The sequence below is a fragment of the Acinetobacter sp. 809848 genome (assembly GCF_000581275.1).
Taxonomy (GTDB): domain Bacteria; phylum Pseudomonadota; class Gammaproteobacteria; order Pseudomonadales; family Moraxellaceae; genus Acinetobacter; species Acinetobacter pittii.
Map to the genome: position 1 here is coordinate 208100 of NZ_JEXG01000001.1, position 20042 is coordinate 228141.

General features: G+C 37.3%; 18 protein-coding genes. 14 read left to right on the plus strand and 4 right to left on the minus strand.

Features of this window, described 5'->3' with window-relative positions; translation table 11 throughout:
• From J536_RS06015 to putP, 8 genes are all read left to right on the plus strand, one after another.
• Complete coding sequence (locus J536_RS06015; protein ID WP_002121399.1) at nt 1-681, plus strand: YoaK family protein; 681 nt, start codon at nt 1-3, stop codon at nt 679-681.
• Nucleotides 682-684: 3 nt separating this feature from the next.
• Entirely contained in the window at nt 685-1221 is a 537-nt protein-coding gene (locus J536_RS06020) for a DUF2058 domain-containing protein (RefSeq protein ID WP_002121466.1), read from the plus strand.
• Between the two features lie 363 nt (nt 1222-1584).
• Nucleotides 1585-3432 carry an ABC transporter ATP-binding protein gene (locus J536_RS06025; protein ID WP_014206581.1) on the plus strand — a complete coding sequence of 616 codons (1848 nt, stop codon included), beginning with the start codon at nt 1585-1587 and terminating at the stop codon, nt 3430-3432.
• Nucleotides 3432-3872, plus strand: coding sequence for a MaoC family dehydratase (locus tag J536_RS06030; protein WP_002121358.1), 441 nt, complete (start codon nt 3432-3434; stop codon nt 3870-3872). The genes J536_RS06025 and J536_RS06030 overlap by 1 nt, the downstream gene beginning before the upstream one ends.
• A 108-nt stretch (nt 3873-3980) precedes the next feature.
• The gene (locus tag J536_RS06035; RefSeq protein WP_002121430.1) at nt 3981-5006 is read left to right on the plus strand and encodes an AraC family transcriptional regulator; all 1026 of its coding nucleotides are present in this window, start codon (nt 3981-3983) and stop codon (nt 5004-5006) included.
• Between the two features lie 37 nt (nt 5007-5043).
• Nucleotides 5044-5418, plus strand: coding sequence for a glycine cleavage system protein GcvH (gene gcvH / locus J536_RS06040; RefSeq protein ID WP_005069578.1), 375 nt, complete (start codon nt 5044-5046; stop codon nt 5416-5418).
• Between the two features lie 102 nt (nt 5419-5520).
• Nucleotides 5521-6228 (plus strand): SIR2 family NAD-dependent protein deacylase, encoded by a 708-nt coding sequence (locus J536_RS06045; RefSeq protein ID WP_078210393.1) that lies wholly within the window; start codon nt 5521-5523, stop codon nt 6226-6228.
• A gap of 412 nt (nt 6229-6640) precedes the next feature.
• Nucleotides 6641-8131: a sodium/proline symporter PutP gene (putP, locus tag J536_RS06050; RefSeq protein ID WP_002121403.1), complete on the plus strand. Its 1491-nt coding sequence runs from the start codon at nt 6641-6643 to the stop codon at nt 8129-8131.
• A 33-nt stretch (nt 8132-8164) separates the two neighbouring features.
• On the opposite strand, the gene J536_RS06055 is transcribed toward putP, so the two are convergent.
• On the minus strand, nt 8165-8653 hold the full coding sequence (locus J536_RS06055; RefSeq protein WP_032012495.1) for an Lrp/AsnC ligand binding domain-containing protein: 489 nt from the start codon (nt 8651-8653) through the stop codon (nt 8165-8167).
• A 124-nt stretch (nt 8654-8777) separates the two neighbouring features.
• Here J536_RS06055 and putA point away from each other — a divergent pair, with 124 nt between their 5' ends.
• From putA to J536_RS06075, 4 genes are all read left to right on the plus strand, one after another.
• On the plus strand, nt 8778-12530 hold the full coding sequence (gene putA, locus J536_RS06060) for a trifunctional transcriptional regulator/proline dehydrogenase/L-glutamate gamma-semialdehyde dehydrogenase (RefSeq protein ID WP_032062370.1): 3753 nt from the start codon (nt 8778-8780) through the stop codon (nt 12528-12530).
• 106 nt (nt 12531-12636) lie between these two features.
• Nucleotides 12637-13104 carry a GrpB family protein gene (locus J536_RS06065; protein ID WP_032062372.1) on the plus strand — a complete coding sequence of 156 codons (468 nt, stop codon included), beginning with the start codon at nt 12637-12639 and terminating at the stop codon, nt 13102-13104.
• A 113-nt stretch (nt 13105-13217) separates the two neighbouring features.
• Nucleotides 13218-14303, plus strand: coding sequence for a tRNA (uridine(54)-C5)-methyltransferase TrmA (gene trmA, locus J536_RS06070; protein ID WP_017399478.1), 1086 nt, complete (start codon nt 13218-13220; stop codon nt 14301-14303).
• Between the two features lie 248 nt (nt 14304-14551).
• Nucleotides 14552-14782, plus strand: coding sequence for a hypothetical protein (locus J536_RS06075; RefSeq protein WP_000011679.1), 231 nt, complete (start codon nt 14552-14554; stop codon nt 14780-14782).
• Between the two features lie 35 nt (nt 14783-14817).
• Here the strand turns inward: J536_RS06075 and J536_RS06080 are convergent, their stop codons facing one another.
• Entirely contained in the window at nt 14818-15564 is a 747-nt protein-coding gene (locus tag J536_RS06080) for a phosphodiester glycosidase family protein (RefSeq protein ID WP_032062375.1), read from the minus strand.
• Nucleotides 15565-15757: 193 nt separating this feature from the next.
• Here J536_RS06080 and J536_RS06085 point away from each other — a divergent pair, with 193 nt between their 5' ends.
• Nucleotides 15758-16348, plus strand: coding sequence for a lecithin retinol acyltransferase family protein (locus tag J536_RS06085; protein ID WP_032062377.1), 591 nt, complete (start codon nt 15758-15760; stop codon nt 16346-16348).
• A 45-nt stretch (nt 16349-16393) separates the two neighbouring features.
• Here J536_RS06085 and J536_RS06090 read toward each other — a convergent pair whose 3' ends face one another.
• The gene (locus J536_RS06090; protein WP_017386802.1) at nt 16394-16984 is read right to left on the minus strand and encodes a YceI family protein; all 591 of its coding nucleotides are present in this window, start codon (nt 16982-16984) and stop codon (nt 16394-16396) included.
• Nucleotides 16985-17197: 213 nt separating this feature from the next.
• Here J536_RS06090 and J536_RS06095 point away from each other — a divergent pair, with 213 nt between their 5' ends.
• Nucleotides 17198-17605, plus strand: a complete 408-nt coding sequence (locus J536_RS06095) for an OsmC family protein (RefSeq protein WP_032062379.1) — start codon at nt 17198-17200, stop codon at nt 17603-17605.
• Between the two features lie 55 nt (nt 17606-17660).
• Here the strand turns inward: J536_RS06095 and tkt are convergent, their stop codons facing one another.
• Nucleotides 17661-19649, minus strand: coding sequence for a transketolase (gene tkt, locus J536_RS06100; RefSeq protein ID WP_005076314.1), 1989 nt, complete (start codon nt 19647-19649; stop codon nt 17661-17663).
• Nucleotides 19650-20042 lie beyond the last annotated feature (393 nt).

The window sequence follows — 20042 nt, forward strand, 5'->3', positions numbered from 1 at the left end:
ATGCCATTTCAACGTCTACCAAACTGGTTCCAACTTGGAGCCTTTTTGCTGGCATTTAATGCCGGAATGATAAATGTATTAGGGTTAATTACTCTTTTGCATCAATCTATTTCACATATGACTGGCAACGTTAGTATGCTGGCTATGAGTTTGGTAGAGTGGCAACCAGAACATATCATTTTTTTACTTCTGGTGATTATTTGTTATGTTTGCGGTTCATTTTATAGTGGTTTTATTTTAGGTAGCAGTCATTTTCGACTAGGTCGTCGTTATGGCTTACCTTTGAGCCTTGTTGCCTTATTCATTTTCCTTTGCTGGCTATTGCTTCCTTATTTTCCACGCTATGGATTATTATGGGCTTGTACGGCAATGGGGTTACAAAATGCGATGGTAAGCCACTACAAAGGAACGATTATTCGCACTACTCATCTATCTGGTGTGCTGACTGATATTGGTTTAGCACTTGGATATAAAGCCAGAGGCTTAATTGTAGAAAATCGACGTATTGTTTTACATTTACTTATTCTTGCTGGCTTCCTGCTGGGTGGAATTCTTGCCGCTTCAGTACATCCATATTTGAAACTACAATCATTTTTATTGCCAGCAATTTTAAGCTTAGCCTTAAGTATTTCTTACTGGATAGTTTATCTCTATAGTACTTCAACTTCACAAAAGGACTAAGACATGGTTAAAAATGCCTTACAAGCACAGCTATTAAAAGCTGGTTTAGTTGATAATAAAAAAGCAAAAAAATTAACAAAGCAAGCTCATCACGAACAACGTCTTGGACTAAGTAATGAAGCTGAAATCAAAGCAAATATTGAAAAAGCTCAACAAGAAAAGTTAGCTAAAGATCAGGCTTTAAATTTAGAAAAACAGAAACAGCTTGAAGAAAAAGCACTTAAAGCATCAATCATTCAGATGATTAAGCAGCACAAGATTACTGATTTTGCTGGGGATGTGGCTTATCAATTTATTGATGAAAATAAAATCAAAAAAGTGTATCTATCTCAGCAAGTTTATAATGCACTTGTTGCAGGTAGCCTAGTTATTGCTAAAGATCAAGATCAATACGCCTATCTTCCAAAAGCTTTAGGTGAAAAAATTGATCAAAAAATGCAAGGCTTCATTTTAATTAATAATGCTGAGAAAAACGAACAAGCCACTGATGAGGAAGATCCATATGCAGCATATGTTATTCCAGACGACCTAATGTGGTAATACAATACTTAGGCCTTTAGGATATAGATCTAAAGGCCTTTTCTAATTAATGTGTAGCTGTAATAATTTAACACATGTTCAAAATACTAAGAAAAAATACTTAAAGAATAAATTCCTTCACCCTTTATCTATTAATCTCGATATAATAAATAATACTTTTAGTCCTCGCGACGTTCTTGAAGATTTCTTCGAGTCTCCATTTTTGCGTCATGTATTAATTTAAGACGTACAACATTATCAGTTCATGTGTATTTGCATATATTCACAAGATCGAAACCCTAAGTGATATTGATCTAACTGACTTTTTGCAAATTAAATTGCAAAGATTTAATTAAGTGGCTTTTGTCTCAAAGGTAGTAATTCATGCTGAAGTGGTTTGAAAAACTTGTAGATCCCTACCCAACTAAAGGTTTAGATGAACCTTTACCAACTCGTTTTTTCCCATTTGTGTGGCAAGCTACGGAAGGCCTACGCCCTTACTTATTCTTACTTATTCTTTTTACAGCAGGTGCTGCAAGCTTTGAAGCCTTACTTTTTTCAAAGATTGGACAACTCGTAGACTGGTTAAGTAAAAGTCATCCGGAAAGCTTTTTAAGTCAGCATGCTACTGATTTACTCATTTTGATTGCAGTCTTATTTACCAATATCTTTTTTGTAAATATTCAATCTATTATCAAACATCAGATTTTATATAGTACCTTCCCAATGCGTTTGCGCTGGCGTTTCCATAATCTTTTATTGAAACAAAGCTTAGACTTTTTCCATAATGACTTTGCAGGACGACTTTCTGCTAAGGTTATGCAAACAGCGTTAGCAATCCGTGAGTTCTGGATTATTTTGGGTGACATGTTGGCATACGTCAGCATTTACTTCATTACAGTCAGCATTGTTCTTGGCGCAATTTCACCAATTTTACTTATTCCACTTTTAGTTTGGTTAAGCCTATTTTTATTAAGCGCATGGTTCTTTATCCCCCGCTTAAGTAAAGTTTCTCAGCAACAAGCCGATGCTAGAGCGATCATGACTGGCCGTGTAACAGATGCATACACCAACATCCAAACAGTAAAACTATTTGCCCATGCTGGTCGTGAAAGCCAATACGCAAAAGCATCTATGAAAGAGTTTATGACTACAGTCTATGCTCAAATGCGTTTAGGCACCCTCTTTGAAGTCAGCATCAATATGTTGTCTGCTGTTTTGTTTGTAGGTGTAATTGGTACTTCTGTTTGGCTATGGACCCAAGGTTTAGCAGCATTAGGTGTAATCGCAGCAACTACTGCAATGATTTTAAAACTTAATAGTATGGCTGAATTTATGATGTGGCATATGTCAGCCTTATTTGAAAATGTTGGAACCATTCAAGATGGTATGCAAACATTAGGTAAAAAAATCAATATTCAAGACAAACCAGATGCGAAACCACTTGCAGTGACCAAAGGTGAAATTGTATTTAAAGATGTAAGCTTTGCTTATAACAATAAAAATGTGATTGATCACTTCAACTTGCATATTAGAGCAGGCGAAAAAATAGGAATCGTGGGCCGTTCTGGCGCAGGAAAGTCGACGCTGATCCAGTTGCTTTTACATTTTTACCATCTTAAGCAAGGTGCCATTTTAATTGATGGTCAAAACATCGAAGATGTAACTCAAGATAGTTTAAGAGCTAATATTGCTTTAGTTACTCAAGATACGTCTTTATTGCATCGCTCAGTTGCAGAAAATATTAAATATGGTCGCCCTGATGCATCTGATGCAGACATGGAGAATGCTGTAAATAAAGCCAAAGCTGCTGAATTTATTCCGCAATTGGTTGATTTAAAAGGACGTAGTGGTTATAACGCTCAAGTAGGTGAACGTGGTGTTAAACTTTCTGGTGGTCAAAGACAGCGTATTGCCATTGCACGTGTATTCTTAAAAGATGCTCCTATTCTTATTTTAGATGAAGCAACTAGTGCATTAGACTCGGAAGTTGAAGCAGCAATCCAGTCAAGTTTAAATGACCTGATGGTTGATAAAACCGTTATTGCAATTGCACACCGTTTATCTACTATTGCACAAATGGACCGTTTAATCGTTCTTGATGAAGGTCGAATTGCTGAGCAAGGAACTCATGAAGAGTTAATTGCGCAAAATGGTATATACGCACAGTTATGGAAACGTCAAACAGGTGGTTTCCTAATTGAACAAAAAGTATTACAGGGTCAAGATTAATGCTTTATTTAGAAGATTTGAAAATTGGTGATCGTTTCATTAGCCGTGAATATGAAATTACCTTAGATGAAATCAAAAAATTCGCAAGCTCCTATGACCCTCAACCCTTCCATATAGATGAAGAACAAGCTAAGCACGATCCAATTTTTCAAGGAATTGCTGCTAGCGGTTGGCATACTTCTGCAATTACTATGCGGTTATGGACAGAATGTATGCCGATTCATGGCGGCCTGATTGGTTCAGAGTCTAGCTTACGGTGGCCACGCCCTACTCGACCAGGTGATAAAATTCATGTTGAAGCAGAAATTTCAGCGATCACACCATCCAAAACAAAATTAGATCGTGGTATTGTAAGTTACGTTACGCAAGCCTTAAATCAAAATGGTGACGTATTACTTATTTCAACAACAAAAATTGTTGTCTTTAAAAAGAATGTTTAAAACATGGTTGATATGATTGTCTAACAGTTTTTATAAACTCAGATTATATTTCATGACAAGATGTGTAAGAAATGCATGTGACAAATTGATGAGAGCAATGGAACGCATATGAAAATTACCTCAGCTCGTCAAGATCAAGGTATTCCGGGTGTCTATGGCTTATTGCTATTAGATGTTGTTTCACGTTGGGGATATAACGATGAAACATTATTTGCTCCATTTCATCTTACTAGTGAGCAACTGGCCGATCCTGATTATCGTATTTCTACACCTGTAGCAAACGAACTGGTTAAACACGCGCTTAATTTAACTGGTGAAACCACGTTGGGTTACCATCTTGGTACTCAAATGCGTATTTCGATTCATGGCTTCATTGGCTATGCGATTATGACAGCCAAAGACATTACTGAAGCAATTGCCCTTGCAGCACGCTTTATTCAACTACGACTACCTTTTTTACAACTCTATTTTTCAACGTTTGGGCCAAAAGCTACCCTACAATTACAGTGCGACATCGAACTTGAACCTCTACGGACAGAAATCGTTTTAGGTTTGACCATTGGCATCATGAGTATGGCTAAAGCGATTACGGGTATCGAAGATTTAGCTGGTGATGTAGATTTGGACTTTCCTGAACCAGAAGGCTTTGAAAAGTATAGAAATAAACTAAGCAGCACAATTCGCTTCAACCAGCCACATCTGATTTCAAGTTTTGATAAAAAATACTTAGGAATTAAATTAGTTAATGCTGATCCTATCGCAAGTCAGGTTGCTATTAATCAGTGCGAAGCTGAACTTTCTGCTTTAGGTGAACGCCGTCGTTTAGCAATGCGTGTTCGTGATATTTTAAGTAATTCTGAACAACATTATTTAAGCATCGAAAATGTAGCTGAATGTCTACACATGTCAGACCGTACACTAAAGCGCCAATTAGCAGCGGAAGGAACATCATTTTCAACGTTAGTTGATGAAGTACGTTATCGACATGCAACATCTTTACTTTCACGTACAGATTACAGTCTTGAACAAATTGCTGATGAACTTGGCTATTCGGACGTTGCAAATTTTAGCCGCGCTTTTAAACGCTGGAGTGGTCGCAGTCCGAGCAACTGGCGTAAAGACCCATACTTATAATGTTTAAAACTATTGGACACAAGCTTAAGGAGTTACCATGAATCATCCTTCTGAACTGAAGTATGCACGTACACATGAGTGGGTAAAGATTGAGGGTGATCTTGTTATTACAGGGATTACCGATCATGCACAAGATGAACTTGGCGATTTGGTTTACGTTGAAACTCCGGAAGTTGGGAGTAAAGTTACTGCTGGCGAACAAGCTGGTGTGGTTGAATCAGTAAAAACTGCTTCTGACATCCATGCTCCTGTTTCAGGCACTGTAGTAGAAGTAAATACTGACCTTGAAGATGATCCTGATTTTGTAAATGACGATCCATATGGAAAAGGCTGGATTTATAAAATCAAACCAGACAATATTGCAGATGTTGAAAAACTTTTAACAAATGCAGAATATGAAGCTGGCTTATAAAAGATAGCTATAGCTTTTCATATTTAATAAAAACCAGTTTAGTCTTAAACTGGTTTTTTCTTTATCTATTCAAAATCTATTCAAATTTAGTTTTACGAATCGGTGACTTCTATGACAAAGCTTGTTGTATTCTCTGGCGCTGGCATGAGTGCTGAAAGTGGAATTAGCACTTTTCGTGACAGTAATGGTCTATGGGAAAATTACGACATCCAACAAGTTGCCACACCTGAAGCATGGCAAAAGAACCCTGCTCTAGTTCAACGCTTTTATAATGAGCGACGTAAAAATATTTTAGAGGCTGAACCTAACGAAGCTCATCACTATATTGCCAAACTACAAGACTACTTCGACGTACAAGTGATTACTCAAAATATTGATGATTTACATGAACGGGCTGGAAGTTCTAACGTTTTACATTTGCATGGAAATATTCGTTTAGCGAAAAGCTCTGGCCCGAATGCACAATTTACAACACAGTTTTACGATATTAATGGTTGGAAGCTAGATTTAGAACAAGACTTTTGCCCAGATGGCTATCCGCTACGTCCACATGTAGTCTGGTTCGGTGAAGCTGTACCTGCTTATGAAGAAGCAATTCAATTAGTACAGAGTGCAGATATTTTTATTGTGATCGGCTCGACATTAAGCGTATATCCAGTTGCAGCTTTAGTTCATGAAATTTCAAATCAATGTAAAGCCTACTATATAGATCCAAATGCTGATCATCTGCGTGTTCCCCACCAATATGAATTATTAAAGATGTCAGCGACTCAAGGAATGCATAGACTTTTTGAAAATTTAATCGGCTAATTGCTATTTATAGACACTAAATAAGCCCAACGTGAATAAAAAAAATTATTAATTGAACAAAAAATTGTCGATTTTTTTAACTTTATTCTAAATTTCTATACATTTTTTTTGACTAATAGCCTATTTATAACTCTATATCGATTTAATTTTTTTCAGAATGGCGTTTTTTTACTGAAAAAATTTTAAAAAATAAATATTAAAAAATTATAAGTTAATGATTAATATTATAATTTTATATTTATAAAATCAATTTATTTCAAGTTACACAATGATACAAAAGTACAATATAAAAATAACAGTGCAAAAAAAATCTTTTGTGGTTGAATCTCAACCTCTTGGATGCCGTACAAGAAAACAGCGACCTGGATTAGGTTACAATCACGGATTATGGATATAAGGACACACATCCATTATGAGTTATTTTGATCCCACCCTCATCATGTTTATGGTGTACATCGTAGCAATGGTTCTTATCGGCTTATTTGCCTACCGTGCTACAAGCGACTTCTCAGATTATATTCTCGGTGGTCGTAGTTTAGGCAGTTTCGTAACTGCATTATCCGCAGGCGCATCAGACATGAGTGGTTGGTTGCTCATGGGTTTACCAGGCGCGATTTATCTTTCTGGTTTATCTGAAGCGTGGATTGCAATTGGTCTTATTATCGGTGCTTGGCTTAACTGGCTACTGGTTGCTGGTCGATTACGCGTTCATACTGAAGTCCAAAATAATGCACTCACGTTGCCAGATTATTTTACAAGTCGTTTTGACGATCAGAAAAAAGTACTTCGTATTTTCTCTGCCGTTATCATCTTGGTTTTCTTCGCAATTTATTGTGCTTCAGGCATGGTAGCAGGCGCCCGTTTATTTGAAAATTTATTCGGAATGTCATACACCACTGCTATTTGGCTCAGCGCAATTGCAACCATCAGTTATGTTTGTATCGGTGGATTCTTAGCGATTAGCTGGACAGATACATTCCAAGCTGGCCTAATGATTTTTGCTTTGTTATTAACACCAATTGTAACTTATCTTGCAATTGGCGATACAACACAATTTGTGACACTCATTGAAACTGCTCGTCCACATGCATTTAATATTATTTCAGATTTAAGTGTAGTGGCAGTTTTATCTTCCATGGCATGGGGTTTGGGTTACTTTGGTCAACCACATATCCTTGTACGTTTCATGGCTGCTGACTCTGTAAAATCAATCCCTGCTGCTCGTCGTATTGGCATGACTTGGATGATCCTGTGTTTAGTTGGTGCTGTCGGTGCTGGTTTCTTCGGTATTGCCTACTTCCAGCAACACCCTGAATTAGCAGCAGTTGTAAGCAAAAACCCTGAAACTGTATTTATGGAATTGACTAAAATCTTATTCAATCCATGGATTGTAGGTATCATTCTGGCTGCGATTTTAGCTGCTGTGATGAGTACATTGAGCTGCCAGCTTTTGGTATGTTCAAGTGCGCTAACAGAAGATTTGTACAAAGGCTTCATTCGTAAAAATGCATCTCAAAAAGAGCTTGTATGGGTTGGCCGTGTCATGGTTCTTGCGATTGCTGTTCTTGCGATTGCTCTTGCTGGTAACCCAGACAGTAAAGTTCTTGGCCTTGTTGCTTATGCATGGGCTGGTTTCGGTGCTGCATTTGGTCCGCTTATCATCTTGTCATTGTTCTGGAAACGTATGAATTTACAAGGTGCACTAGCGGGTATGATCGTTGGTGCAGTTGTAGTGATTGGTTGGAAAAATCTTTTCGCAGACACTGGTGTTTACGAGATTATTCCAGGCTTTATCCTTGCATTTATCAGCATCATTGTAGTGAGTCTTTTAACTAAAGCGCCAAACACGACAGTAACCGGCCGCTTTGAAAAAGCAGATGAACTCTACAAAGAAAGCGTATAAGTTATTGAAATAAATCAAGGGGCTTCGGCCCCTTTATTTATTTTTAATTTTGATTTTAATTTTTGAAGTATCTTTTACAACTTGCATGACTGGATAACTACGAGTCTCTTTTACCCCCGGCAATTGCCACAGCACCTGTCCCGCAATCCGTCTAAATTCTTCCATACTGCCACTTCGTAATTTAATTAAAAAATCAAAGCCACCGCTCACCATATGACATTCAACAATTTCTGGATAGTGAACCACAGCATCAATAAACTCATCTAAAACATTGGGTGTTGTTTTATCTAATAGCACCTCTACGAACACCAAAAAATTTGCATTTAACTTGATTGGATTCAATTTCGCTTCATATCCCAAAATGAAATCATCCTTTGTCAACTTCTGCCCTCGAGCCATAACAGCAGTTGGCGACAAGTTAACAAGTTCGGCTAATTTACTATTAGAAATTCGCCCATCTGTTTGAAGAATATCCAAAATTTTTAAATCAGTACGGTCAAGGCTTAATATTGGGCCATTCATCTGAATTTTCCTCTAAAAAATGGGCTAAATATAGTGAGTTATTCGGTGTTTCTTCTGTAATGATAAATTATCTAAACCTCTCTACTCAAGATGAGTTTACGAGAGCTGGTTGGCGGAAACAGATATGAACACAATGGATACTTTTCATCAAATGGATAAATCTCACCAAGGCTATATCACCGAATTCAACGATAAAAGTGAGTTTGAACAACGCATCAATACAGCTTGGCGACGTGCTGAACCAGAAGCTGTAGAAGAGCTATTACAAGCTGCCGCGGTATCTGATGATTTAGATCATAAAATTTATGATCTTGCTTTTAATCTTGCCAATAATTTACGTGAACGTAAGACCTCTTCGGGCAAAGCAGGTATTGTTCAAGGGCTATTACAAGAATTCTCTCTTTCTTCACAAGAAGGCGTGGCGCTCATGTGTCTAGCCGAAGCTTTGCTTCGTATTCCAGACTCAGCAACACGTGATTTGCTTATTCGAGATAAAATCAATCAAGGTAACTGGAAAGAACATGTTGGCCAAAGCAGCTTAATGTTTGTAAATGCTGCAGCATGGGGCCTCATGTTAACTGGTAAGCTCATGGAAACTCCTAAGCAAACCAGTCTTTCAAGTGTACTTACTGGCCTTTTAGCACGCAGTGGACGTGGCATCATTCGTAAAGCTGTTGACGTTGCAATGCGTATGATGGGTGAACAGTTTGTAACTGGTGAAACCATTGAAGAAGCTGTAGATCATGCGAAAGTACTCGAAGACAAAGGTTTCCGCTATTCTTACGATATGTTAGGTGAAGCAGCCTTAACCGAACATGATGCTGAACGCTACTTTAACGATTATACGCAAGCCATTCATGCAATTGGTAAAGCGTCTAATGGTAAAGGTGTTTATGATGGTCCGGGTATTTCAATTAAGCTTTCTGCTTTACACCCTCGCTATCAACGCGCGCAAATTGAACGTGTTCATCAAGAACTTTACGGCAAAGTATTTGAACTCGCTCGTTTGGCTAAAAAGTACAATATTGGCTTAAATATCGATGCTGAAGAATCAGAACGTTTAGAAATTTCTCTTGAGTTACTAGAACGTCTTTGCTTCGAGCCAGAACTTGCAAACTGGAAAGGTATTGGTTTCGTTATTCAAGCTTACCAAAAACGCTGTTTCTTCGTGGTTGATTATATTATTGACCTTGCTAAACGCAGCCAAAAGCGTCTCATGATTCGCCTTGTAAAAGGTGCATATTGGGATAGCGAAATTAAGAAAGCACAAATCGAAGGTATGGATGACTACCCTGTCTTTACTCGTAAAGTACATACCGATTTATCTTATATCGCATGTGCTAAAAAATTACTTGCAGCGCCAGAGTTCATCTATCCGCAATTTGCCACTCATAATGCTCAAACATTGGCAACGATCTATCATTTAGCGGATCCAAGCAAATATTATGCTGGACAATATGAATTCCAATGCTTACATGGCATGGGTGAACCTCTTTATGAACAAGTTGTTGGTTCACGCGAGCAAAATAAATTAGGCGTACCATGCCGTATTTATGCTCCTGTTGGTAACCACGAAACTTTGTTAGCTTATTTAGTTCGTCGTTTACTCGAAAATGGCGCGAATACTTCATTCGTTAACCGTATTGCCGATAAAACACTTAAAGTTGAAGATCTTATCCAGTCTCCAATTTATGATATTCGTCATGCAGCTAAGCTTGAAGGTTCAGTTGGTTTAAAACATCCATCAATTCCTCTACCTTTAGATATGTACGGAACACTTCGTAAAAACTCTAAAGGTTATGACTTAGCAAATGACACCCCACTTGCAGCTTTAGATAGCACAGCTCAAGAATTACGTAATCGTATTTGGCAAAGTCATCCATTATTGGCAAATAACGAGTCGTTAGAGCAAGGTCATTCTGTTGCAATTACAAACCCAGCACAAAATGATGAAATTGTTGGTTATGTGCAAGAAGCTGATCTTAAGTATGTTGAAATTGCGCTTAATGCAGCTGAACAAGCTCAATCAGAATGGTCAAATACGCCTAAAGAACAGCGTGCTCAACACTTAAAACGTGCAGCTGACATAATGGAAAGCCGCATTCAAGAATTGATGGTTTTGCTTTGCCGTGAAAGTGGGAAAACTTATGCCAATGCGATTGCAGAAGTTCGTGAAGCTGTAGATTTCTTACGTTATTACGCAACTCAAGTTGAGAATCTTCCCGCAAATACAGCTATTCAGCCTTTAGGTACTGTACTTTGTATTAGCCCTTGGAACTTCCCTCTTGCAATTTTCTCTGGCCAAATTGCTGCAGCATTAGTCAGTGGTAACTGCGTTATTGCTAAACCTGCTGAACAAACCCCATTAATCGCAGCTCAAGCAGTTCAGATTTTATGGGAAGCTGGTATTCCACGTGGTGCTGTACAGCTACTTCCTGGCCGCGGTGAAACAGTAGGTGCTCAGCTTAGCCAAGATAGCCGTATTGATGGCATCATGTTTACTGGCTCGACTGAAGTTGCAAAAATTTTACAGAAGACCGTTGCAAAACGTTTATCTGAAAATGGTCAATCTATTCCGCTCATTGCAGAGACTGGCGGTCAAAATGCAATGATTGTTGACTCATCTGCTTTAACTGAACAAGTCGTACTCGATGTTGTAAGTTCTGCTTTTGATAGCGCGGGTCAACGTTGCTCTGCTTTACGTATTTTATGTGTGCAAGAAGACAGCGCTGCAACCGTTATTAAAATGCTTAAAGGTGCAATGCAACAGTTAATTGTAGGTAACCCTGCAATTTTAAAAACTGACATTGGTCCTGTTATTGATGACGAAGCAAAACAGACGATTGATCAACACATCAAAAAAATGAAGTCGAAAGGCTATCCAGTACATCAGTTGATGTTTGGTTCAACAAGCCAGAATGAACTAGATAAAGGAACCTTTGTTGTACCAACAGCAATTGAACTCCCTAATCTTGATGACTTGCAGCGCGAAGTTTTTGGTCCAGTTCTACACATCATTACCTATAAGTATGGTGAGCTTGAGCAATTGATCTCACGTATTAATGCCAAAGGTTATGGTTTAACAATGGGTCTGCATACCCGTATTGATGAAACCATCCAAACGGTCATTCAGCATGCTGAAGTGGGTAACCTTTATATCAACCGTAATATTGTTGGTGCTGTCGTTGGTGTACAACCATTCGGTGGTGAAGGTTTATCTGGTACAGGCCCGAAAGCTGGTGGTCCGCTTTACATGTATCGCTTGATGCAGCAGTGTTCAAACAAAGTATTGGCAACACCATTTGCTATGAAGACTGAGCAAACTGCTTTTGAAGGCTTTAACCGTGAGGTTTATCAGAGCTTACAAAATTGGGCAAAACAACATTTACCACAAGCAAATCGCGAAATTGAACCATTTGGTGTTGGTAAATTTTATGAGTTACAAGGCCCTACTGGGGAAAGTAACCAATATATTATTTTGCCACGTCATCGTGTTCTTTCTATCGCTGATACAGAACAAAATCAGTTGCATCAGTTACTCGCAATTTTTGCAGTGGGTAGCCAAGCGGCCGTAATGCCAAATAGTCCGTTATTGGCAAAATACAAACAAACATTGCCAAAAGATGTGCTTGCTGCAATTACTACAGTTAAAAATATCGCATCAGATGATTTTGATGCAGTTTTACATCATGGTAATCGCGAAGAGATCTTCTCATTACAGCAAGAGATTGCTACTCGCTCTGGTGCAATTGTCGGTATTACCCATGTTGAACCAAATGAGGCTATTCCACTTGAGCGTTTAGTGATTGAACGTGCAATTAGTGTGAATACAGCTGCAGCTGGTGGTAACGCAAGCTTAATGACAATGACCGATTAATCGATAATTTTCAAAAAAAAGCCCGAATCTCAGTATTTGGGCTTTTTTATTTAATAAAGTAATCTATTCTTAACTATATAAATTTTATCAAATTGAGATTCTAATAATGGTCTTTTTAGAACCAGAACAATATCAACAAAGATGCGCTCAGCTTTTTAATTCATATCAAAAAGATATTTCCGCACTTCTACCCTTTGCCAAAATTGAGCATATTGGTTCATCTGCAATACCGAATGCAATTTCAAAAGGTGATTTAGATATTTATGTTGAAGTTAAACCTGATCAATTTAAATTCGCAATTGAACGCTTAAAAACACTTAATTTTATCGAAAAACAAAATACATTAAGAACACATGAGCTTTGTATGCTCGAATCACTCAACAATGATGATGTAGCATTTCAAATTGTAGTCACGGATTCAGTATTCACATTTTTCTTAGCCTTTAAAAATAAGCTTATAAACTCACCCACGTTGGTTAATGAATATAATCAATTAAAATTACAGTGTAGCCATTTAGACCCCGATCAATATAGAACAATAAAATCAGATTTTATTAATCGTGTTTTAAATTAGCTCTAGTTTAGGTACCTGCTTTCTCTTATGAATATCTGGTTAAAATTGGCTCCTGTAAGTTCAATTTTTTTGATACCATTCACTATTTGATTCTGTCTAAATTTTCTTTGTCTATGACCTCTTCTTATCGTCAACAACTTCAAGCTAAAATTGAACGCATTACTACTCAATTTTCTGAATTTACACCACCTACATTAGAAGTGTTTGAATCACCTGAACAACATTTCCGTATGCGTGCTGAATTTCGTATCTGGCATACAGAAAATGATATGTTCTATGCCATGTTTGAGCGTAACGATGACGACAAGCAAAAAACCGTTGTACGCATTGATGAGTTTCCAATTGCAGATCAAAGCATCAATGATTTAATGCCAAAACTTTTGGAAGAACTCAAAGCTGAACCTAAGCTTTCTAATCGTTTATTTGAAGCTGATTTCCTCGCAACACTTAGCGGCGAAATGTTAGTTACCCTCATTTATCACCGTAAATTGGATCAAGAATGGGAACAAGCCGCTAAAGCGCTTGCCGATAAATTAGATATTAAGATTATGGGCCGTAGTCGTGGCCAGAAAATTGTTATTGGCGATGATTTCGTCGTTGAAGAATTCGAACTTTTAAATCGTTCATTTAAATACAAGCAAATCGAAAGTAGCTTTACCCAGCCTAATGCACAAGTTTGCAAAAAAATGCTTCAATGGGCATGTGATGCAGCTGAAGGATCAAAGAAACACTTGTTAGAACTCTATTGCGGTAATGGTAATTTTACGCTTCCACTCTCTTTAAAGTTCGAACGAGTATTGGCTACTGAGCTTGCAAAATCATCTGTTTATGCAGCTCAATGGAACATTGAACAGAATCAAATCGATAATATTCAAGTAGCACGTCTATCGGCTGAAGAATTTACTCAAGCTTATCAAGGTGAGCGCGAATTCCGCCGTCTACAAGAAGCGAATATTGATATTCAGAGCTATGACTTTGACACCGTATTTGTAGATCCACCGCGAGCAGGAATTGATGATGAGACTTTAAAACTTTTACAAGGTTTTGAACGTATTATCTACATTTCATGTAATCCTGACACGTTATATGAAAACTTAAAAACTCTCAGTCAAACTCATCGAGTGACTAAATTTGCCTTATTTGATCAGTTCCCTTATACGCATCATGTCGAGTCTGGTGTTTTACTTGAGAAGATTTAAACAAAATCTTTCATTGTAAAGTTTTAAATAAGGAGGTTATATACCTCCTTATTTTTTAAAGTTTTATTATTTAAGTATTTAAATTTTCAAAAAATATCAAGTCATCTGTGTGTCATAATTTCGTTTAACTCAAGCATTCCCATCGAAAATTCTCGAGTTCAAGTGGTGGATTTATCACTTATAGAGTCTTGTATTTTATTTTAAATTGGCTATATTTCGAGCTATGTTAGGTTGTATATGAAGGCTCTATGAGTTTTTGGCAAAAGCTGTTCTTGGCAGATCAACAGCATAACGAGCATAAAAACCAAACTGCTTGTGTTGAAAATGACTGCTCATGTAAAACTAATGAACAACTTCTAAGTGCACTTGCACAAGCAACAGATGAAGATGTCATTAAGGGAATTAAAAAAGTTCTTATTTCCCGTGGTTATAGCCGAAAAGAGTTAAATGAACTCACTCAAAAACCGTCTATTCATTAATTAAAAAGCCAGTCTTGTACTGGCTTTTTTATATTTCACTTTAATGCACAATTAGACTCATCCACCCAACCGACCATTGGTCCCATTTGAAATTGCTGATCATTCCGATTGTTCTTTTGCATATATAAACTAGAAATAGAACCATCGAGATATAAAGCCTGCTCCACCTTAAGGTTTCTTTGAAAAAACTCGGCAAAATTATAGAAATTCACCCTATTTTTCGATATTACAAAGTAGAGTTTATTATCTCGAATACCAACTCCATTACGAATTTTCTTTGATTGAGAGTCTGGTAAAAAAAAGGAATTTATCTTTCCTTCAATAACTAACATTGGCCCAGATTGGGTTGCATAATCAACTTTCAAATTTTGTAGGCTATATTGTTGCATAGTTAAAACAAAGGCCTGTTTTTTATTCCAAGCTACTACCCCATTCGGCTGTAAAAAGAAATTTCCCAATCCTTTATGCTCATTTAAGGGCTGAACTACCTTAGCTCGTTCAATATACAACCCTACTGGAGAAAATCCTAAATGAAACATCCCCGCATTCATTGCAAAGCTAAGCTGCTCACACTGCTTTAATTTTTCCTCAATATTGTTAAAGCTTTTATAGTATTGCTGATTATTAGGATTCTTTAAAAACAAGCGTAATGCTTTAAAATCGCTGATCGAGATCACATCGTATTGGTCACCTTCTACCGTTTGAATTTGCTGGTAATCTATAGCATATGCGGCCTGAAACAAAAGCCCATACAAAGCAAAGCACCCAACTACCCATTTCATTGAATAACACCTGACATGACATTTATCCTTCATATTAAGTAACTAAATTATATACAAGAAATATAAATAGATTGGATATGCATCAAATTCCTTCATTCGACGTAATCAATACACTCCAAATTGCTGATATTGGTTATAATGTTTAGCAGCTTTTCAATAAAAGCCATTTACACTTTATTGGATCAGCGTAAGCATGCAACAACTGAATAAACGCTACCCTTTAGGGGCTCACCTCATCGTAAAGCATCTCGGCTATAGCCATCATGGTATATATGCAGGGAGAGGTCGAGTTATCCATTATTCCGGCTTAGCTCATTTCATCAAAAAACGCCCGATTGAAATCACATCAATAGATGCTTTCTCGCATGGCAAAAAAATACACGTCCGTTCTTATGACAAACCTCGTTATAAAGGAAAGATTGTCGTTCGCCGAATGCGCTCGCGTATGCATGAAAATCACTATCATTTGATTATTAATAACTGTGAACATCTATGTAGTTGGGCAATTACGGGCATTGAAAGTAGCACTCAAGTTGAACGTATGATGAATCGTTTAACAACTATTGGCTATGTAAGCTCAATCATGAGCTATATGAATGGTATGATGCTCACCGTTGCAACTACATGTTTTGCTCTGGTTCTTTATATTAAAAAGAAACTGCGCGATCAGGCAAAAAGAAAAGTCCCTACTTACCAGTTCTTAAGAGAAAAATCTCAGAAAAGAAATATCGATCCTTCAGCGCCTTTAGTATTTATAGACCCAGATAAAAAAGAGCCAGTCTAAATAAAAAAGCCCTCATATTTGAGGGCTTTTTAGAAAACTTATAACTTATTTTTTAGCTGCATTAGCAACAGTTGCTTCTGTCGTAATATTTACAGTGATTTTATCGCCTACATTAGGCACATAACTTCCTAAACCAAAGTCAGAACGCTTGAATGAAGTTGTAGCATTAAAACCAATCGCTGGAACTTTAGCCATTGGATGCTCGCCCTGCTTGTTTAAAACAGCGTCAAGTACAACTGGCTTAGTTACGCCTTTAACAGTTAAGTCACCAGTAATTTTAAAGTGCTTTTTGTCTTTGGTTTCAACTTTAGTACTTTTAAACGTAATATTTGGATATTTAGCAGCATTAAACCAAGCTTCTTCTTGGAACTCTTTATCTAAAGCAGGTACGTTTGTATTTACACTGCTTAAAGGAATAGTCACATTTACAGATGAGTTTGCTGGTTTAGCATTATCAACTTTAATTACACCTTGGATATCCGAGAAGTTAGCGCTTGGAGTAGAGAAACCAAAGTGATTCCATGAGAAAACAGTAGCTGTATGTGTTGGGTCAATTTTGTAGTCTACTGGTGCAGCTAAAGTAACTGAACTAGCCAATGCTACTGCCAAACCGAAGCTTAATGTTTTAAGATGCATTTTTCGTATCCTTTATTGATATAGTCGTTAGTGTATACATCAAGTAATTTAATTCACTATTCTTTATAAAACGATATGTTTCATCCATGCAACAATAAAAGCGTTACAGTTGTTATTCAAAAACAATATTATAAAGTTTAGATATTCTTCTATTCGAAGCTTCAGATTTATTAATTTTTATTACGATTTTATTCATGAATAGCAAGGTAAAACATGGTTAATACAGCCCAAGCACAAAGTACTTCTACCCCATATCGAGTAACTCTTACCGATCCTTCAGGTCATCAATGGTTTGCAGATGAACCAACTGATAAAGGTGGACAAGATACAGCTCCGAACCCGGTTCAGCTTTTATTAGCCGCTTTAGGGGCTTGCACTACAATTACATTAGAAATGTATGCGAATCTTAAAGGTATTAAGCTTGATCATGTTCAAGTGGATTTAGCATTAAACTCCAATGGCGAACCTGAAAAAGGCCAAAATAATATTGAACGAAAAATTACACTCAAAGGTGAATTTACTGAAGACCAGCATAAGCGATTACTAAAAGTTGCAGAGAATTGCCCTATTCATAAGTTATTAACCTCTCAGATTAATATCCAAACAGAACTCACTATTTAACGTCTCAAATAAAAAAGCGCTCTAGATAGAGCGCTTTTTTACACTACTTTAATATTTAAGCAGTTAATTCTTTTACGGCTGCAACAACAGCTTCAGTAGTAATACCAAAGAATTGGAACAAATCTTTTGCTGGTGCAGACTCACCATAAGTTGTCATACCAATTACTTTGCCATCAAGACCAACAAACTTCCACCAGTAATCAACATGAGCTGCTTCAACAGCAACACGCGCACGGATATGAGCCGGTAATACTGCTTCACGGTATGCAGCATCTTGCTTCATAAACTCTTCTGCACATGGCATAGAAACTACACGCACACCTTCAAGTTGTGCATAAGCTTCCATTGCTAAAGAAATTTCAGAACCAGTTGCAATAATAATTGCTTTTAATTCGCCTTTTTCTTGAGCAAGTACATAACCACCTTTTGCAGCGTTTTGAATTTGCTCTTCAGAACGTGTTTGGAATGGTAAGTTTTGACGAGAGAAAATAAGTGCTGTAGGGCCATCTTTGCGTTCTAAAGCAGATTTCCAAGCAATTGCAGTTTCTACAGTATCCGCAGGGCGCCATGTATTTAAGTTAGGTGTACCACGTAATGAAGCAATTTGTTCAATCGGTTGGTGAGTTGGACCATCTTCACCCAGACCGATTGAGTCATGTGTATAAACATGAATTACACGTTGTTTCATTAATGCAGACATACGTACTGCATTACGTGCATATTCCATAAACATTAAGAATGTTGCAACGTAAGGAACGAAACCACCATGCAATGCAACGCCATTAGCGATCGCAGTCATACCAAATTCACGTACGCCATAGTAGACATAGTTACCAGCTGGGTTTTCTTGAACACCTTGGCAACCTTTCCAAAGTGTTAGGTTAGAACCTGCTAAGTCAGCGGAACCACCTAACAATTCAGGTAATAAAGGACCAAATGCTTGTAATGTATTTTGGCTTGCTTTACGAGTTGCAATTGTCTCGCCTTTCGCATTTGTTTCACGAATGAAAGCATCTGCTTGCGCTGCAAATTCTGCTGGTAAGTCACCACTGATACGACGAAGTAACTCAGCCGCTTCAGTTGGATATTTTGCTTGATATTGTGCAAATACCGCATTCCAAGCTGCTTCAGATTCACTACCTTTTGCTTTTGCATCCCATGCAGCATATACATCAGCAGGAATAACAAATGCTTCTTCGTTCCAGCCTAATGCTTCACGAGTTAAAGTAATTTCATCTTTACCTAATGGCGCACCATGACAGTCTTCTTTACCCTGCTTATTCGGTGAACCTAAACCAATAATCGTTTTACACATAATGATTGTTGGTTTCTGAGTTTCAGCTTTTGCTTCGATTGTCGCTTGACGAATCGCATCAGCATCATGACCATCTACACGAAGAACTTGCCAACCATAGGCTTTGAAACGCTCTTCTGTATCGTCGCTGAACCACCCTTCTACTTCACCATCAATTGAAATGCCATTATCATCATAATAAGCAATCAATTTACCAAGTTGTAATGTGCCAGCTAAAGAACATACTTCGTGAGAAATACCTTCCATTAAACAGCCATCACCTAAGAAACAGTAAGTGAAATGGTCAACAACTTTTAAATCATCTTTATTAAATTGAGCAGCCAATGTTTTTTCTGCTAAAGCAAAACCAACAGCATTAGCAATACCTTGACCTAAAGGACCAGTTGTCGTCTCTACACCCGGTGCATAGCCATATTCAGGATGACCAGGAGTTCTAGAATGCAATTGACGGAACTGTTTTAAATCTTCAATTGAAAGATCATAACCTGTTAAATGAAGCAAAGCGTATTGCAACATTGAGCCATGGCCATTTGATAAAACGAAACGGTCACGGTTTGCCCATTGTGGATTTGTTGGGTTGTGATTTAAAAACTCACGCCAGACGACGTCAGCAATATCTGCCATCCCCATTGGAGCACCTGGATGCCCTGAGTTTGCTTGTTGCACAGCATCCATTGCCAATACACGAATTGCATTTGCAATACGACGTTCGTTTAAAGGGGTCGTCATAGATCAGAATCCAATTTTAATAGATTGATGAAAAGAAGAAGATGAATAACCATTCAATGCCGCTATATTGTCTTAAAAAAAAGGCCTAGGGTAAACCCCAACACGGTATATTTCTTTATTTTTAACCGTTTCTTGGTTACACAAAAAACATTTGAATCTTTAAGTTATACAAAACAGTGTTCATTTTTCTGCACAACAACTAAATGTAAGAGTATTTATCTGGTTAGCTTTTGATATATAGATAAAATATTTAGCTAATCCTATATGCTTTGATCATGTTTCTTTACTTTAAAATTCAAATTCTGATATTTAAGATTTTTATTAAGTTATATGTTTAAAAAACACACTAGCAACAAGTTGTTAAAATATAAATACTTTAAATTAAAGCTTTCT

What these genes read in the sequence shown, in the direction of transcription:
- J536_RS06015 (WP_002121399.1), top strand. Translation starts at nt 1, where the DNA reads ATGCCATTTCAACGTCTACCAAACTGGTTCCAACTTGGAGCCTTTTTG.
- J536_RS06020 (WP_002121466.1), top strand. Translation starts at nt 685, where the DNA reads ATGGTTAAAAATGCCTTACAAGCACAGCTATTAAAAGCTGGTTTAGTT.
- J536_RS06025 (WP_014206581.1), top strand. Translation starts at nt 1,585, where the DNA reads ATGCTGAAGTGGTTTGAAAAACTTGTAGATCCCTACCCAACTAAAGGT.
- J536_RS06030 (WP_002121358.1), top strand. Translation starts at nt 3,432, where the DNA reads ATGCTTTATTTAGAAGATTTGAAAATTGGTGATCGTTTCATTAGCCGT.
- J536_RS06035 (WP_002121430.1), top strand. Translation starts at nt 3,981, where the DNA reads ATGAAAATTACCTCAGCTCGTCAAGATCAAGGTATTCCGGGTGTCTAT.
- gcvH (WP_005069578.1), top strand. Translation starts at nt 5,044, where the DNA reads ATGAATCATCCTTCTGAACTGAAGTATGCACGTACACATGAGTGGGTA.
- putP (WP_002121403.1), top strand. Translation starts at nt 6,641, where the DNA reads ATGAGTTATTTTGATCCCACCCTCATCATGTTTATGGTGTACATCGTA.
- J536_RS06055 (WP_032012495.1), bottom strand. Translation starts at nt 8,653, where the DNA reads ATGAATGGCCCAATATTAAGCCTTGACCGTACTGATTTAAAAATTTTG.
- putA (WP_032062370.1), top strand. Translation starts at nt 8,778, where the DNA reads ATGAACACAATGGATACTTTTCATCAAATGGATAAATCTCACCAAGGC.
- J536_RS06065 (WP_032062372.1), top strand. Translation starts at nt 12,637, where the DNA reads ATGGTCTTTTTAGAACCAGAACAATATCAACAAAGATGCGCTCAGCTT.
- trmA (WP_017399478.1), top strand. Translation starts at nt 13,218, where the DNA reads ATGACCTCTTCTTATCGTCAACAACTTCAAGCTAAAATTGAACGCATT.
- J536_RS06075 (WP_000011679.1), top strand. Translation starts at nt 14,552, where the DNA reads ATGAGTTTTTGGCAAAAGCTGTTCTTGGCAGATCAACAGCATAACGAG.
- J536_RS06080 (WP_032062375.1), bottom strand. Translation starts at nt 15,564, where the DNA reads ATGAAATGGGTAGTTGGGTGCTTTGCTTTGTATGGGCTTTTGTTTCAG.
- J536_RS06085 (WP_032062377.1), top strand. Translation starts at nt 15,758, where the DNA reads ATGCAACAACTGAATAAACGCTACCCTTTAGGGGCTCACCTCATCGTA.
- J536_RS06090 (WP_017386802.1), bottom strand. Translation starts at nt 16,984, where the DNA reads ATGCATCTTAAAACATTAAGCTTCGGTTTGGCAGTAGCATTGGCTAGT.
- J536_RS06095 (WP_032062379.1), top strand. Translation starts at nt 17,198, where the DNA reads ATGGTTAATACAGCCCAAGCACAAAGTACTTCTACCCCATATCGAGTA.
- tkt (WP_005076314.1), bottom strand. Translation starts at nt 19,649, where the DNA reads ATGACGACCCCTTTAAACGAACGTCGTATTGCAAATGCAATTCGTGTA.